Annotated in this window: 10 protein-coding genes; 6 read left to right on the top strand and 4 right to left on the bottom strand. The window is 56.8% G+C overall.

The annotated features are described in order from the left end of the window. The first annotated feature begins 64 nt into the window (after nucleotides 1-64). Both RHM65_RS20850 and RHM65_RS20845 read left to right on the top strand, forming a co-directional pair. Nucleotides 65-2,170, top strand: coding sequence for a putative bifunctional diguanylate cyclase/phosphodiesterase (locus RHM65_RS20850; RefSeq protein WP_322183960.1), 2,106 nt, complete (start codon nucleotides 65-67; stop codon nucleotides 2,168-2,170). Nucleotides 2,171-2,238: 68 nt separating this feature from the next. Beyond that, the gene (locus tag RHM65_RS20845; RefSeq protein WP_322169387.1) at nucleotides 2,239-2,985 is read left to right on the top strand and encodes an SDR family oxidoreductase; all 747 of its coding nucleotides are present in this window, start codon (nucleotides 2,239-2,241) and stop codon (nucleotides 2,983-2,985) included. 27 nt (nucleotides 2,986-3,012) lie between these two features. Here the strand turns inward: RHM65_RS20845 and mapR are convergent, their stop codons facing one another. Continuing rightward, nucleotides 3,013-4,422 (bottom strand): GntR family transcriptional regulator MpaR, encoded by a 1,410-nt coding sequence (gene mapR, locus RHM65_RS20840; RefSeq protein WP_322169390.1) that lies wholly within the window; start codon nucleotides 4,420-4,422, stop codon nucleotides 3,013-3,015. Nucleotides 4,423-4,478: 56 nt separating this feature from the next. Further along, nucleotides 4,479-5,891 carry a cytochrome c oxidase accessory protein CcoG gene (ccoG, locus tag RHM65_RS20835; RefSeq protein ID WP_322169394.1) on the bottom strand — a complete coding sequence of 471 codons (1,413 nt, stop codon included), beginning with the start codon at nucleotides 5,889-5,891 and terminating at the stop codon, nucleotides 4,479-4,481. Between the two features lie 446 nt (nucleotides 5,892-6,337). On the opposite strand from ccoG, the gene RHM65_RS20830 reads away from it, so the two are divergent. After that, nucleotides 6,338-6,571: a hypothetical protein gene (locus RHM65_RS20830; protein WP_322169397.1), complete on the top strand. Its 234-nt coding sequence runs from the start codon at nucleotides 6,338-6,340 to the stop codon at nucleotides 6,569-6,571. A 323-nt stretch (nucleotides 6,572-6,894) separates the two neighbouring features. On the opposite strand, the gene RHM65_RS20825 is transcribed toward RHM65_RS20830, so the two are convergent. Both RHM65_RS20825 and RHM65_RS20820 read right to left on the bottom strand, forming a co-directional pair. Further along, nucleotides 6,895-7,116, bottom strand: coding sequence for a DUF3203 family protein (locus tag RHM65_RS20825; protein WP_322169401.1), 222 nt, complete (start codon nucleotides 7,114-7,116; stop codon nucleotides 6,895-6,897). A gap of 93 nt (nucleotides 7,117-7,209) precedes the next feature. Beyond that, a complete protein-coding gene (locus RHM65_RS20820; RefSeq protein ID WP_322169404.1) occupies nucleotides 7,210-7,386 on the bottom strand; it encodes a hypothetical protein in 177 nt (58 codons plus the stop codon). Nucleotides 7,387-8,320: 934 nt separating this feature from the next. Between RHM65_RS20820 and RHM65_RS20815 the strand changes: the two genes are divergently transcribed. From RHM65_RS20815 to glgB, 3 genes are read left to right on the top strand one after another with little or no spacing between them, the layout of a single operon-like run. Further along, nucleotides 8,321-10,351: an alpha-1,4-glucan--maltose-1-phosphate maltosyltransferase gene (locus RHM65_RS20815; protein WP_322169406.1), complete on the top strand. Its 2,031-nt coding sequence runs from the start codon at nucleotides 8,321-8,323 to the stop codon at nucleotides 10,349-10,351. Nucleotides 10,352-10,370: 19 nt separating this feature from the next. After that, on the top strand, nucleotides 10,371-13,697 hold the full coding sequence (treS, locus tag RHM65_RS20810) for a maltose alpha-D-glucosyltransferase (protein ID WP_322169409.1): 3,327 nt from the start codon (nucleotides 10,371-10,373) through the stop codon (nucleotides 13,695-13,697). Beyond that, a complete protein-coding gene (glgB, locus tag RHM65_RS20805; RefSeq protein WP_322169411.1) occupies nucleotides 13,694-15,922 on the top strand; it encodes a 1,4-alpha-glucan branching protein GlgB in 2,229 nt (742 codons plus the stop codon). Before treS ends, glgB begins: the two co-directional genes overlap by 4 nt. Nucleotides 15,923-15,997: the final 75 nt, after the last annotated feature.

Raw genomic sequence — 15,997 nt, 5'->3', positions numbered from 1 at the left:
CGTACAATCTTTAGCTTTTCTCTGGGCAAAAAACCTGTCGTCCGCCTAGATCACGAGAAGCCGTATGCTCATTGGTAATTACACGCCAGCGCTGGTCTTGATTTCCATATTCGTGGCGATCTTGGCCTCTTATACCGCGCTGGATTTGACCGGACGCATTGCCACTGCAAAAGGGCGCACTGCGTACCTGTGGATGGGCGGTGGGGCATTAGCCATGGGCGTCGGTGTGTGGTCGATGCATTTCATCGGCATGCTTGCCTTTAGCTTGCCCATCGAATTGGGTTACGACATACCGATTACCCTGTTGTCGTTGCTGATTGCGATTCTCGCGTCCGGGTTCGCCCTCTGGCTAGTCAGTCAGCCGCAGCTACCCTTGCTGCAGCTGTTTTTCGGCGCGTTGATCATGGGCGCCGGGATCAGCGGAATGCATTATTGCGGGATGGCCGCGTTGCGCATGCAGCCGGGCATCGCCTACGACCCTATTCGTGTTGCTCTTTCGTTGCTGATAGCCTTCAGTGCATCGGCTGCTGCGCTGTGGACTGCATTTCGTCTGCGTCAGGAAAAACCTTATGTGCGCCTGGTCCGCGCCGTGGCTTCAGTTTTCATGGGTGCAGCAATTGCTGGCATGCACTACACCGGCATGGCCGCCGCGATGTTTGCCGACGGCAGTTTCTGTGGCTCAGTCGGCAGCGGATTACGCGTCGACGGTCTGGACATGTTGGTGCTGGTCACCAGCTTGGCGGTGCTGGGCATCGCCTTGCTGACCTCTATTCTTGATGCGCGGATGGAAGCGCGCACTGCTGACCTGTCCGATTCCCTGAGCATTGCCAACCTGGAGCTGACGCACCTGGCATTGCACGACACCTTGACCGGCCTGCCGAACCGCGTGTTGCTGGCCGAGCGGGTTGAACAGGCCATGCGCAAGGCAGATAAACACGGCGGCAGTTTCGCGCTGATGTTTATGGACCTGGATGGCTTCAAGCCGATCAACGATGCGTTCGGCCATTACTTGGGTGACCAACTGTTGCGCCAAGTCGCATTGCGGCTGCGCAAGAACTTGAACAGCCAAAATACCTTGGCCCGTATCGGTGGCGATGAGTTCGTGCTGCTGGTTGACCTAGGCGAACTGGCCGACGTTACGGCGTTCGCTGCCCGCCAGGTTGCGTTGATTGGTCAACCCTTTATCGTCGTCGAAAACACCGTGCAAATTTCCGCGAGCATTGGCATTGCGTTGTATCCGGGGAGCGGTGAGACGCAGCACCAATTGCTGATGAACGCCGATGCCGCGATGTACCACGCCAAAGCGGCAGGAAAAAACGGCTACAGCTTCTTTGACGTCTCGATGAATACCAACGCGCGCAATCAATTGCAGTTGCTGCAAGACCTGCGTGTTGGGCTTAAAGAACAGCAGTTTTGCCTCTATTACCAACCAAAATTCGATGCCGTGACGGGCTTGCCGATAGGGGCTGAAGCGCTGCTGCGCTGGCACCATCCGCAGCAAGGTTTGCTGCTGCCGGACAAATTCATCGGCCTGGCGGAAAAGACCGGGTTGATAATCCCCATCGGCGATTGGGTACTTAACGAAGCCTGTCGGCAGATGCGCGTCTGGTACGCGCTTGGCTATAACCATTGGCGAATCGCGGTCAATCTCTCGGCGTTGCAGTTCTGCCATGCCGGGTTGCTCAGTAGCGTCGCCACGGCGCTGGAACTGCACCAGTTACCCGCCAACAGCCTGACACTGGAAATCACCGAAACCACGGCCATGAGCGATGCCGATACGAGCATGAAGGTGCTGCAACGGTTGGCTGAAATGGGCGTCGACCTGTCCATCTATGACTTTGGCACCGGCTACTCCAGCCTGATGTACCTCAAGCGCTTACCGGCCAATGAAATCAAGATCGACCGAGGCTTCGTCCGCGATTTGGAGCACGGTAGCGATGACGCGGCGATTGTCTCGGCCATCGTTGCCGTCGGCCAGGCGCTTGGCCTGCGCATCGTTGCCGAAGGGGTTGAAACCAACCTCCAGCAGAGCTTTTTGACCCGACTAGGCTGCGATTCGCTTCAAGGTTTTCTCTTGGGACACCCATTGCCTCCCGAGAAATTCATGGCGGATATCCATGCAGCTGAAGTACAAGCGGGTGAGCACGCGAGCGTTATATCTGAGGGTTAAGGTGGGTGATTTCTTTTAGTGAACTGGGCTAGGCTGACAGTCTTCAGGCATCGATCAGGCACTCACTTATGGAAAAAGTCATTCTTATCACCGGTGGCTCCCGTGGCATCGGCGCGGCCACCGCCTTGTTGGCCGCCGGTGAAGGTTATCGGGTCTGCATTAATTATCGGTCGGACCACGTCGCCGCCAAGCGCACTTGCGCAAAGGTTCGCGAGCTTGGCGCGCAGGTGATGTCGATACAAGCGGACGTCAGTGATGAAGCCCAGATCGTCAGCCTGTTCGCTAGGATCGATGCCGAATTTGGTCCGGTCACCGCGCTGGTCAATAACGCGGGGACGGTCGCTGAGGCGTCCCGGGTCGAGGACATGTCTGAATTGCGCTTATTGCGGATTATGAAAACCAACGTGGTGGGACCGATACTGTGTGCCAAACACGCGGTGCTGCGAATGTCGCCGCGCCATGGCGGCAAAGGCGGGAGCATCGTCAATGTGTCGTCGGTGGCCGCGCGGTTGGGCTCGGCGGGGGAATACGTTGATTACGCAGCGTCCAAAGGCGCACTCGACACCTTTACTATCGGCCTGTCGCGGGAATTGGCAGGCGAGGGCATTCGAGTCAACGCGGTGCGCCCCGGTTACATCTATACCGATTTCCATGCCCTGAGCGGCGACCCGCAGCGGGTCAGCAAGCTTGAACCTGGCATTCCCATGGGCCGTGGCGGCGTCGCAGAAGAGGTCGCCGAAGCGATCATCTGGTTGCTGTCGGAAAAAGCCAGTTACGCCACCGGGACATTTATCGACTTGGGCGGCGGCAGATAATCGTTTGCGTCCTCGCCGTCGTTTCGCTCAGAACGAACGAATAATTCGCCCCAGGGTTTCCATGGCTTTCTCTGCTGTCTCGTTCCAGGGACTGCCGTAATTAAGCCGGATGCAGTTACGAAAGCGCTGGGTCGGTGAAAATATTGGCCCGGGCGCAATACTGATGCCTTGGGCCAGGGCCATCTGAAACAACTTCAACGAATCCATTTGCTCGGGCAGTTCCAGCCACAGAAAGTAGCCGCCTGCGGGCTGGCTGACCCGGGTTTGTGCCGGGAAGTAACGGACGATCGCGCTGAGCATGGCGGCTTGTTGTTCCTCCAATGCGTAACGCAGTTTGCGTAGATGGCGGTCATAACCGCCGTGTTGCAGGTAGTCGGCAATCGCGGCCTGGGCGGGCATCGACGCGCAGAGCGAGGTCATCAATTTGAGCCGTTCGACTTTTTGCGCATAGCGTCCCGCGGCGACCCAGCCAATTCTGTAGCCGGGTGCGAGGCTTTTGGCAAAGGAGCCGCAGTGCATCACCAAACCTTCTGTGTCGAACGCTTTGGCAGGTTTGGGCGCTTGGGCGCTGTAATACAACTCGGCATATACGTCGTCTTCGATCAGTGGCACCTGATGCTGACGCAGCAACTCCACCAACTGGCGCTTCCTGGCTTCGGGCATGGTCGCGCCCATGGGGTTCTGGAACGTGGTCATGCACCAACAGGCTTTGATCGGGTGGCGATCCAAGGTCTGGGCCAGCACCTCAAGGTCGATACCGTCCCGGGGGTGAACCGGGATTTCAATCGCTTTGAGCTTGAGGCGCTCCAACACCTGCAAGCAGGCGTAAAAGGCAGGGGCTTCGATGGCGACCAGATCACCGGGCTCGGTCACCGCTTGTAGACACAAGTTCAGCGCCTCCAGCGCGCCATTGGTGATAATCAATTCTTCCATGGGCAGCATCAAACCGCCGACCATGTAACGCAGGGCGATTTGCCGCCGTAGCTGTGGGTTGCCAGGCGACATGTCGGTGACCACCAAGCGCGGGTCCATGTCACGGGCGGAGCTGGCCAGCGAACGGGCCAACCGTTGCAAGGGAAACAGCATGGGGCTTGGAAACGCCGAACCAAACGGCACCGTTTGCGGGTCTTTGATTGAAGCAAGCACCGAGAACACCAACTCGCTGACATCCACCTCGGTGGACTCGCTGACCTGATGACTAATCACCGGTTCAGAAAACTGCCGAGGCGCATTGTTGGTGACGAAATAGCCGGAGCGAGGCCGCGCCCTGATCAACCCGCGACGCTCCAGTAAATAATAAGCCTGGAACACCGTAGAAGGACTGACACCATAAGACTGGCTGGCATAACGCACCGATGGCACCCGCTCGCCAGGGCCGAGAACCCCGGAGCGGATCAGTTCAGCGATGTCCTCGGCAAACTTTTCATAGCGTTTCATCGGTGCTCGCTGGCTGACCATCGGTGGAATATCGTACACGGACTGCTCTGGGGTGATCACCGGTTGATCGGCGCAACAAAACGGCTTTGCGCCAGGCTGCGCACCGTGGAATCAGCGTCGTCTACCACCTCAAAACTGATGCTCTGGGAACTGCTGGTCGGGTGGTCCGCGATCATCGCTACCGACACCGGAATGTCGATGATTTCCCCCGCCGCAAGACTGACCTCGGTTTTGCCGTGATACTCGAAGCCCTTACCCTCGACCAGCGCCAGATGATACTGCTGTGGCTGCTGAGTTTTGTTGATGATTTTCAGGCTGTAGATGTTTTCGATCTGACCTTGGCTGTTTTCACGGAACATCCCTCGGTCTTTGCTGACATCCAGCGAGACCATCGGCCGCTCGACCAGCGACAGCACCAGCGCACCGATCATTAACACCAACACCGCGCAGTAGCCGATCAAGCGGGGTCGGAGCAGGTGGGTATGACCGCCTTGCAGCGTGCGTTCGGAGGTGTAACTGACCAAGCCGCGTTCATAGCCCATTTTGTCCATGATCGAGTCGCAGGCGTCGATGCACGCGGCACAGCCGATGCATTCCATCTGCAAACCGTCGCGAATGTCGATGCCGGTGGGGCAGACCTGCACGCACACCTGGCAATCGATGCAGTCACCCAGGCCCACTGAGGCCGGCTCGACGTCACGTTTGCGTGGGCCGCGATTTTCTCCCCGTGCAGCGTCGTAAGAAACGGTGAGGGTGTCTTTGTCGAACATCACGCTTTGAAAACGGGCATACGGGCACATGTGCATGCACACCGCTTCCCGCAGCCAGCCGGCATTGATGTACGTTGCCGCCGCGAAGAACAGCACCCAGAACAAGCTGACGCCGCTCAATTGCAACGTCAGCATGTCCATGGCCAGCGGCCGAATCGGCGTGAAGTAACCGACGAAGGTCAAGCCGGTCAAGACGCTGATCGCTAGCCATAAGCTGTGTTTGGCGGACCGTCTTAGCAGTTTGTTCACGCCCCACGGCGCGGCTTGCAGCTTGATCCGCTGATTGCGCTCGCCTTCGGTGAGTTTTTCGCACCACATGAAGATCCAGGTCCAGGAACTTTGTGGGCAGGTATAACCGCACCACACGCGCCCGGCGAAAACCGTGATCGCGAACAAACCAAACGCACAGATGATTAGCAGTGCAGACAACAGAATGAAATCCTGCGGCCAAAACGTCGCGCCAAAGATATGGAACTTGCTGTCGGCCAGATCCCAAAGCACCGCTTGGCGGCCACTCCAATCCAGCCATACCGTTCCAAAGAACAGCAGGAATAAAAGTCCAGCGCCGCTCAAGCGCAAATTACGGAACAGGCCAGTGAAACTGCGGGTATGGATCAGCGTGTCGCTGGACGTGGCCTTCAGTTTCGCTCGGGAAGGTTCAACCAGTTCAATGATCTGGACGGGGATGCGTTCGCTCATGGTAGGTACTCATCAGCCTCGATCAGGCCGCTGAACTATGGGCGCGCAACTGTTTGCATAACAGACTCAGCCATTTGAATAAAAAGCGGATCAGATGGAGTATTTGTCCTAGGAATTTAGTGGGATAAAGCATGAGAATCCGGGCAGGGGCGAACTTTTTGGTGAGAGGCGCGAGTCGGTCAACCTGTAACACCGCTTTCGTCGGCAAGCCGGGTCCCACAGGATCTGTATCTGACACAGACCCTTTGGCAAGCACAGATTCTGTGGGAGCAGGCTTGCCTGCGAAGAGGGCCGATCTGATTCACATCCTAAGAACTGCGTTACCGATCAACGCCGCCAATAGTCAATATGCCTGCTCGTGGTTTTTTATCTGAGGGGCCGGACAGTAACGTAGCGCCATCCACTCGAACCCGCCTTTTACTTGAACGACCTACTGGAGCTTAACCATGAAACGTACCCTTGCTTTCGGCTTTGCCCTGTCGGTGTTGGCTGCAAGTTCAGCCTTTGCCAGCCCTCAAACCACGGCTTCGGTTGCCAAACCGGTTAGCGCCGAAGTGACCCACGTTCGTGTCGCTGACACTTCGTCCAAGACCTTTGACCGTCTGAGCAGCGACCTGCACGGCAACGTTATCGTTGCAGAAAACCGCAAAGAATTTGGTTCGCAGTATCAGCGTTATTGATTGACTGACAGCCCTACAGGGGTCAGCCAAAAAGCCCGGTTATCCGGGCTTTTTGCTGTCTGGAAAGTGATCAACGCGCACCCCTCAAACGCATACGTCGCGTTGCAAACATTTTTTCGTAGCTGCCGAAGGCTGCGAGGAATGTTCAGCGTTTACTTTCCTAAGACTCCCGGAATTTTGTGGGAGTTGCCCTCAAACATAGAATTTCCCACAGTATCTGCGGCTGCATGCGTTCGACTGCGTCAATGAAATCATCGAGCCGCCCGGGCTTCGCGGCCTGCGGCGGCTCTTACACGTCCTGTGTTTGCATCGCGAGAAACCCGTCACTCCGCCACGGTGTGGTGCCGTTTATCCAGCGCGCCTAACACCGTCAATGAATCTGCCTCGTCTTCGGTGATGGACACACTCTGGCCGTCGATGTGAGCTTCAGACATGTGAGTGCTGTCATTTGTGATGATCACCACCTCAATAATGGGGCTTTGATAGCGCACCTTTTCGATGACGGCGGAGCAGTGTTCACGGGTGTTGTCGAATTCCAGTGGCATGGCTGTTCTCCTTTCAGGTCGTTGATAACGCTGTGACCCTCGGCGTGAATCAACGTTCGGCCTATGCACTGCGCCCACACGAAGGTTTAGACATTAGTCATAAAACACATCGCCCAGAATCGCCGGCGATTTCTCGGGAGGTGGATCACCCTTCGGTGGCTCCATTACCGGAGGCATCGTCGGAGGCGGGTCCTTCTCCGGCGGCGTCACGGGTAAAGCGGGGTCGTCGATCATCGGATCAGGCGTTTCTGCCGGGATGGGGATGTTCATAGATTCCACCTCGTAATCGTTCGAGCGCGCGGACAATTCGGCGCGCTCAACGTACGACCACTGCGTGTCGAAAACGACTCCACGCTGGCGACCTGCGGTTCAAGCATCGAAGCGCAAGGGTAAAGCGTTGGGCAGTGGTTGAATAAAAAGCGAGTAGTAGTGCTGCCTGATTCCAGCGTTATTCTGAGCGCAGCAATGTGGGCTGAGCCAGTTCAGGGTGACGATACAGATCGCCAGAAAAAGTTGGGTGATTATTGGGGGCTGCTGTGATGTATCCCGTAAGTTTCTGTCGAGCCTAAAGTATGATTTTTCCGTCCGGAAAGTATTAAGGTCAGGGTCGTGACATTCAAAATTCATGACCTCGTAGTTGCAGGTTTTTATTAGCATGATTGACCTCTCAGTACTCATCGGCGGCGCCGGGGTCCCGTTCGGCGGGGCTTCAAGGCGTCGTGGTCAGGGCCAGGGTGCGGTCAATTGGAACAGTGCGCGGTGTCAATTGTTAGCGGTTTATTATGTTTTTTATAAAAGTGAGATGCGGTCTACAGTCATTATTGAGCAGTGTCCTAAGTGACTGTAATTATCATCCTATTAGTGTGTAGGAGTTTTCCGTGTTAATTAAGTTCTTCCGTTTCGTTCGTTGGATTAACTGGTTTTGATCGTTTCGTTCCCGATGTCTCATGATCGTTTCTGCCCCTCGCTTTCGCCAGGTCGACCTACTTCGTCCAGGCCTAAGGCATTGCGTTCAGATAGCGTTCTGTTCTATGTCTACGCGTGTGCCTCCCCCAAACCCTTTTGAACTTTTTCCGTCCGTCCACGTTCGGAAACTATGCGGCCCAGTGAGGTGGATCGGTGCAGGATGGGCTCGCTCTTTTTTTTCAATCGTGTGATTTTTGCCGGAGAGCGTCTTTTATAAGGGCGTGAGGAGTGATGCTCGATGAATGTGACCGCAGATCAGCCCTACGGCCCGGATTCTTTGGCCAGTGACGTACCGCACCAAACTCAACCGTTAACCCTGACCCAAGCGCTGCAATTGCCGCGCATCGTGATTGAAGACACGATGCCGGCGATCGAGGGCGGGCTGTTTGCGGTCAAGGCGATCGTTGGTCAGCCGATTGTGGTGACCAGTAAGGTATTTGCTGACGGACACGACAAGCTAACGGTGGTGATTCGCTGGCGGGCTGCCGATGAAGAGCAGTGGCACAGCGCGCCGATGCAGGAGCTGGTTAACGACAGTTGGGTGGGTCAGTTCACCCCGTCATCTATCAGTCGCACGGTATTCCGTCTTGAAGCCTGGATCGATCAATTCGCCAGTTACCGCTATGAATTGCAGAAAAAGCATGGGGCCGGCGTGCCCATCGAGCTGGAGTTGGAGGAGGGCCGTATTCACCTCACCCAAGCAATGGAGCGCAGTGAAGGCGAGTTGCATGAGCGTCTGGCTGCGGTGGTTGAGCAGTTCGGGAGCAGCGATTTAGAGGCGCAAGTCGCGCTGTTGCAGAACCGTGAAACGACCGCGCTGATGGCCAAGGCGGAAAACCATGCGTACTTGAGCCGCAGCATTGAGTTTCCGGTGGACGTGGAGCGTGAGCTGGCGCAGTTCGCCAGTTGGTACGAGCTGTTTCCGCGCTCGATCACCGACGATCCCGCACGGCATGGCACCTTCAACGATGTGCTCGGTCGGTTGCCGATGATTCATGACATGGGTTTTGACGTGTTGTATTTCCCGCCGATCCATCCCATCGGGCGGGCGCATCGCAAAGGCCCCAACAACTCGCTGAACGCGGGGCCGGACGATCCCGGCAGTCCTTACGCCATTGGCAGTGCTGAAGGCGGCCACGACGCGATTCACCCGCAGTTGGGCACCCGCGTGGATTTCCGCAATCTGGTCAAAGCCGCCGCCGAACACGGCCTGGAAATCGCGTTGGATTTCGCTATTCAATGTTCCCAGGATCACCCGTGGCTCAACGAGCATCCGGGTTGGTTTTCGTGGCGCCCGGATGGCTCGATCCGATATGCGGAAAATCCGCCAAAAAAATACCAGGACATCGTCAATGTCGACTTTTACGCGCCGGATGCGATTCCCAGTTTGTGGCTTGAGCTGCGGGATGTAGTGCTGGGCTGGGTCGAGGAGGGCGTGAAGATTTTTCGGGTCGATAACCCACACACTAAACCACTGCCGTTCTGGCAATGGATGATTGCCGACATCCGCCATGAGCACCCTGACGTCATGTTCCTCGCCGAAGCCTTTACCAAACCGGCGATGATGGCGCGCTTAGGTAAAGTCGGGTACTCCCAGAGCTATACCTATTTCACCTGGCGCAACACCAAGGCCGAGCTGTCGGAATACTTTGCGCAACTGAACGAATCGCCATGGCGCGACTGCTACCGACCGAATTTTTTCGTCAATACGCCTGACATCAATCCTGGTTTTCTGCATGAGTCGGGGCGTGCCGGGTTTTTGATTCGTGCGGCACTGGCGACCATGGGTTCGGGACTGTGGGGCATGTATTCCGGGTTCGAACTGTGCGAGTCGGCGCCGATACCGGGCAAGGAAGAGTACCTGGACTCGGAGAAATATCAGCTGCGGCCACGGGATTACACCGCGCCGGGCAACATCATTGCCGAGATCGCTCAGCTCAATCGCATTCGTCGCCAGAACCCGGCGTTGCAGTCCCATTTGGGCCTGAAGCTTTACAACGCCTGGAACGACAACATTTTGTACTTCGGTAAACGCAGCGCCGACGGCAGCAACTTCATTTTGATTGCCATCAGCCTCGATCCGGTCAACGCCCAGGAAGCGAGCTTTGAACTGCCGCTGTGGGAAATGGGCCTGCCCGACGACGCGGCGTCATTGGGGGAAGATTTGATGACCGGCCACCGCTGGACCTGGTACGGCAAGTACCAATGGATGCGCATCGACCCGACGTATCAGCCTTTTGGCATTTGGCGTATCCAGACCACGAATTAAGCCTTACAAGGAACTAAAGATGGCGAAGAAACCGAGGAGTGCGGCCTTCATCGATGACCCTCTGTGGTACAAGGACGCGGTCATTTATCAAGTCCATGTAAAGTCTTTTTTTGATTCGAATAACGATGGTATTGGCGACTTCCCTGGTCTTATTGCCAAGCTCGATTACATTGCGCAACTGGGGGTCAATACTATCTGGCTCCTGCCGTTTTACCCGTCACCACGCCGGGACGACGGCTATGACATCGCTGATTACCGTGGCGTCCATAGTGACTACGGCACCATGTCCGATGCGAAGAAATTCATCGCCGAAGCCCATGATCGCGGTCTGCGAGTCATTACCGAGCTGGTCATTAACCACACCTCTGACCAGCACCCGTGGTTTCAAAAAGCTCGTGCCTCCAAGCGCGGCTCCAAAGCCCGTGACTTTTACGTGTGGTCCGACAGCGACCAGAAGTACGACGGGACGCGGATTATTTTCCTCGACACCGAAAAGTCCAACTGGACCTGGGACCCGGTCGCGGGCCAGTACTTCTGGCACCGGTTTTATTCGCACCAGCCGGACCTGAATTTCGATAATCCGGCGGTGATGGAAGCAGTACTGGAAGTGATGCGGTATTGGCTGGACATGGGCATCGACGGCCTGCGTCTGGATGCGATTCCGTACCTGATTGAGCGCGACGGCACCAACAACGAAAACCTGCCTGAGACCCATCAGGTACTCAAGAGAATTCGCGCTGAGATTGACGCCAATTACCCTGATCGCATGCTGTTGGCCGAGGCGAACCAATGGCCAGAAGACACGCAGATGTACTTCGGCGACACCAAAGGCAAAGACGGTGACGAGTGCCACATGGCGTTTCACTTTCCGCTGATGCCTCGGATGTACATGGCCGTGGCGCAGGAAGACCGCTTTCCAATCACCGATATTTTGCGCCAGACCCCGGAAATTCCGGAAAACTGCCAATGGGCGATTTTCCTGCGTAACCACGATGAACTGACCTTGGAGATGGTCACCGATCGTGAGCGCGACTACCTGTGGAACTACTACGCCGCCGACCGCCGCGCGCGGATCAATCTCGGCATTCGTCGTCGTTTGGCGCCGTTGGTCCAGCGTGACCGGCGACGTGTTGAATTGCTCATCAGCATGTTGTTGTCGATGCCCGGTACGCCAACCTTGTACTACGGCGACGAGATAGGCATGGGCGATAACATCTACCTCGGTGACCGCGACGGTGTGCGCACGCCGATGCAATGGTCTATTGACCGCAACGGTGGTTTCTCGCGCGCCGACCCGGCGAGCCTAGTGTTGCCGCCGATCATGGACCCGCTGTACGGCTACCAATCGGTGAACGTCGAAACCCAGAACAATGACCCGCATTCCTTGCTGAACTGGAACCGCCGGATGTTGGCGGTACGTAAACAGCAGAAGGCGTTTGGCCGTGGCACATTGAAAATGCTCTCGCCGAGCAACCGGAGGATTTTGGCCTACACCCGGGAATACACCGGGCCGGACGGTAAAACTGAAATCATCCTGTGTGTGGCCAACGTGTCCGCCGCCGCTCAGGCGGCGGAGCTGGAGCTTTCGCCGTTCACCGGGATGGTGCCTGTGGAAATGCTCGGCGGCAGTGCGTTTCCGCCGATTGGTCAACTGACCTACCTGCTGACGTTGCCGCCTTATGGTTATTACTGGTTCTTGCTGGCGGCAGAAAATCAGATGCCCAGCTGGCATGTAGAGCCGGCGCAGAGCATGCCGGACTTCCCAACGATGGTGCTGAAAAAACGCCTCGAAGAACTGCTCGACGAGCCGTTGCGCAGCGTAATGGAGAAGACCTCGCTGGCGGTGTATCTACCGAAGCGTCGTTGGTTTGCGGGCAAGGACAAGGTCATTGACCAAGTCAAAATTGCCTATGCCGTGCGTTTTGGCGATGTTCAGCATCCGGTGCTGTTGAGCGAGCTGGAAGTGACGGCCGGCGACCATCAAGGTCGCTACCAATTGCCGTTCGGGCTATTGGCGGAAGACGAAATCAGCAGCGCGTTGCCTCAACAATTGGCGTTGGCCCGGGTTCGCCGCGGACGCCAGGTCGGCTTCATCACCGATGCGTTTACCTTGGAAACCTTCATTCGTGCTGTGGTTCAGGGGATGCAGGCTGAAACCATATTGCCTTGCAGTGAGGGCGAGTTGCGGTTTGAACAAACGCCAGAAATGACCCGTCTGGGGCTGACTAATGAATCGGAAGTGCGTTACTTGTCGGCGGAGCAGTCCAACAGTTCGGTGGTGGTCGGCGGTAGTCTGGTGTTGAAAATGATTCGTCGCGTCAGTGCGGGTACTCACCCGGAATTGGAAATGGGCGCGTACCTGACGGCGGCGGGTTTCCAACACATTTCACCGTTACTGGGCTCGGTGGTGCGGGTCGACAACGACGGGCAGGACAATTTGTTGATGATTGCTCAAGGCTACCTGAGCAATCAGGGCGATGCGTGGGAGTGGACTCAAAACAACCTCGAACGTGCTGTCCGTGACGAGCTGTCTCGCGGGCGTTCAGACTTGGATCAACACTTTAACGCGCTGCTGGAATTGTCGGATTTCTCGGCCTTATTGGGGCAGCGTCTGGGCGAAATGCACCAAATATTGGCAGCGCCGACCGACGATCCGGACTTCGTTGCGCAGCCTACTAGTGCTAAAGACGGCGAAGCGTCAGGCAATAGTGTTGTGGCGCAAATGGAGCGTGCGCTGGAGTTGCTTGAGCAGCACCAAAGTAAGTTGGAAGCGGACGACCAAGCCTTGGTCAGCGGGTTGTTGAGTCAACGCAAGCGGGTGCTGGCCCATATTAAAAACTTGGCCGAGCGTTCCGTAGGTGGCTTGCGGCTGCGGGTGCACGGTGATTTGCACCTTGGCCAAGTGTTGGTGGTCAAGGGCGACGCTTACTTGATTGACTTTGAAGGTGAGCCGGCACGTGCGCTGATCGAACGCCGAGCCAAGTACAGCCCGTTTAAGGACGTCAGTGGCGTGCTGCGTTCGTTCGACTATGCGGCCGCCATGGCCGTGCGCAATGCCCAGGCCGTCGACACCTCGGTGGAAGCGAAAACCGCGCGTCAAACGGTGGCCGACACCTACTTGGCCCAAGCCCGGGAAGCCTTTATCAACGGGTACCGAGCGGCAACCACGGACATGGCCCACGCCTGGAAGGACAGCGCTGGCGAAGCCGCCGCGCTGGAATTATTTACCCTGGAAAAAACCGCTTATGAAGTAGTCTACGAAGCCGAGCACCGCCCCAACTGGTTGGCCGTGCCCTTGCAAGGCCTACGTGGACTGCTGACTTTGTCTGATGGAGAACCAACATGAATGCACCTAAGGAATACGGCAGGGGCACAGTGGAAATGCTGCCCGGTGCGGCCGACATGGACGCGTTGATTAGCGCCGAACACCACGACCCATTTTCGATGCTTGGCCCCCATGACGATGGCAAGGGCGGTCAATACATTCGCGCTTATTTGCCGGACGCATTGAGCGTGAAAGTTTTGGCTCGAGACGGCGAGCACGAATTGGCCACGCTGGACATGAGTTCGACCCCCGGTTTTTTTGTAGGACACCTTGCCCACCCTCAACCGTATTTGTTGAAGGTCAGTTGGGCCGGTGGCGAGCAAATTACCGAAGACCCTTACAGCTTCGGTCAACTGTTGGGTGAAATGGACCTGTACCTGTTTGCCGAAGGTAATCACCGGGACCTGAGCAGTTGCCTGGGCGCACAGGTGATGAATGTCGATGGCATTGATGGGGTTCGATTCGCGGTTTGGGCGCCTAACGCGAGACGCGTCTCGGTGGTAGGCTCGTTCAACAATTGGGATGGCCGTCGTCATCCGATGCGCGCACGTTACCCGTCCGGCGTGTGGGAGGTGTTCATCCCTCGCCTGAAGCCGGGTGAAGCCTACAAATACGAAATCCTCGGGACCGGCGGGATTCTTCCGCTCAAGGCGGACCCGGTGGCGTTGGCGACACAAATGCCTCCGCAAACCGCATCGGTGGTCGCCACGCCGCTGAATCATGACTGGCAAGACGGCAACTGGATGCAATCTCGTGGCGAGCGGCATTCACAGAAGGCACCGCTGTCGATTTACGAATTGCACGCCGGTTCATGGCAGCTCGACCACAGCGATGAATTCGTGGTGCGTCAGTACAACTGGCAAGAACTGGGCGATCGCCTGATCCCCTACATCAAGGAGCTGGGCTTTACTCATATCGAACTGATGCCGATCATGGAGCACCCGTTTGGTGGTTCATGGGGGTATCAGCCGCTGTCACAATTTGCCCCGACTGCTCGCTTCGGGTCGCCGCAAGACTTCGCTGCATTCGTCGATGCGTGCCACCGTGCAGAAATTGGCGTGATCCTCGATTGGGTGCCGGCGCACTTTCCGACCGACACTCATGGCTTAGCCCAGTTCGACGGCACCGCGTTGTACGAATATGGCAATCCTCAAGAAGGTTTCCACCAGGATTGGGACACGCTGATCTACAACCTGGGTCGCACCGAAGTCCACGGTTTCATGCTGGCGTCGGCATTGCATTGGCTCAAACATTTCCACATTGACGGCCTGCGGGTCGATGCCGTCGCCTCGATGCTCTATCGCGATTATTCGCGCAAGGCCGGAGAGTGGGTGCCCAATCGCCACGGTGGTCGGGAAAACCTCGAAGCCATCGATTTCCTGCGACACCTCAACGACGTTGTCGCGTTGGAGGCGCCGGGCTCGATGGTGATTGCCGAAGAATCCACTGCATGGCCCGGCGTTAGCCAGTCGACGCAACAGGGCGGGTTGGGCTTCCAATACAAATGGAACATGGGCTGGATGCACGACACCCTGCATTACATGCAGCAGGACCCGATCCATCGCGCTCACCACCACAGTGAGTTGAGTTTCGGTCTGGTGTACGCTTGGTCGGAGAAGTTCGTTTTGCCGATCTCCCATGACGAAGTGGTTCACGGCAAGCACTCACTGATCGACAAAATGCCCGGTGATCGCTGGCAAAAATTTGCCAACCTGCGCGCTTATCTGGCGTTCATGTGGACCCATCCCGGCAAGAAGCTGCTGTTCATGGGCTGCGAGTTCGGCCAGTGGCGCGAGTGGAACCACGACGAGCAGCTTGACTGGTACTTGCTGCAATATGCTGAACACATTGGCGTGAAGAAACTGGTCAGCGACCTCAATCGTCTTTACCGCCAAGAGCCTGCGTTGCATGAGCGCGATTGCGAGCCGATGGGTTTTCAATGGGTGATTGGCGATGACGCCGCCAACAGCGTCTTTGCGTTTATGCGCTGGAGCTGCGAAGGCGAGCCGGTGTTGATCGTGGCGAACCTGACCCCGGTGCCACGCGAGTCTTACCGTGTCGGCGTGCCGTTCGAAGGGCCATGGATTGAACTGTTGAACAGTGACGCTGACACCTACGCCGGTTCTAACGTCGGTAATGGCGGCGAAGTGAAGGCGATGGAGGGTAAAAGCCATGGCCAGCCGTTTTCACTGCAATTAAACCTGCCTCCGTTGGCGGTGCTGATTTTGAAGCCGAAACCGGAGTGACAGTGCCCTGCGTCGCAGCTTAACGGCTGCGGCGCTTTAAGCTGCTGAGGCTAATGCAACGTCCCGGAAAATTGT

It is taken from the genome of Pseudomonas sp. CCI4.2, assembly GCF_034350045.1.
Classification (GTDB): domain Bacteria; phylum Pseudomonadota; class Gammaproteobacteria; order Pseudomonadales; family Pseudomonadaceae; genus Aquipseudomonas.
Note: the sequence above shows the minus strand (reverse complement) of the source record. Positions and strands in the feature narration are given on the sequence as shown.

What these genes read in the sequence shown, in the direction of transcription:
- RHM65_RS20850 (WP_322183960.1), top strand. Translation starts at nt 65, where the DNA reads ATGCTCATTGGTAATTACACGCCAGCGCTGGTCTTGATTTCCATATTC.
- RHM65_RS20845 (WP_322169387.1), top strand. Translation starts at nt 2,239, where the DNA reads ATGGAAAAAGTCATTCTTATCACCGGTGGCTCCCGTGGCATCGGCGCG.
- mapR (WP_322169390.1), bottom strand. Translation starts at nt 4,422, where the DNA reads ATGAAACGCTATGAAAAGTTTGCCGAGGACATCGCTGAACTGATCCGC.
- ccoG (WP_322169394.1), bottom strand. Translation starts at nt 5,891, where the DNA reads ATGAGCGAACGCATCCCCGTCCAGATCATTGAACTGGTTGAACCTTCC.
- RHM65_RS20830 (WP_322169397.1), top strand. Translation starts at nt 6,338, where the DNA reads ATGAAACGTACCCTTGCTTTCGGCTTTGCCCTGTCGGTGTTGGCTGCA.
- RHM65_RS20825 (WP_322169401.1), bottom strand. Translation starts at nt 7,116, where the DNA reads ATGCCACTGGAATTCGACAACACCCGTGAACACTGCTCCGCCGTCATC.
- RHM65_RS20820 (WP_322169404.1), bottom strand. Translation starts at nt 7,386, where the DNA reads ATGAACATCCCCATCCCGGCAGAAACGCCTGATCCGATGATCGACGAC.
- RHM65_RS20815 (WP_322169406.1), top strand. Translation starts at nt 8,321, where the DNA reads ATGAATGTGACCGCAGATCAGCCCTACGGCCCGGATTCTTTGGCCAGT.
- treS (WP_322169409.1), top strand. Translation starts at nt 10,371, where the DNA reads ATGGCGAAGAAACCGAGGAGTGCGGCCTTCATCGATGACCCTCTGTGG.
- glgB (WP_322169411.1), top strand. Translation starts at nt 13,694, where the DNA reads ATGAATGCACCTAAGGAATACGGCAGGGGCACAGTGGAAATGCTGCCC.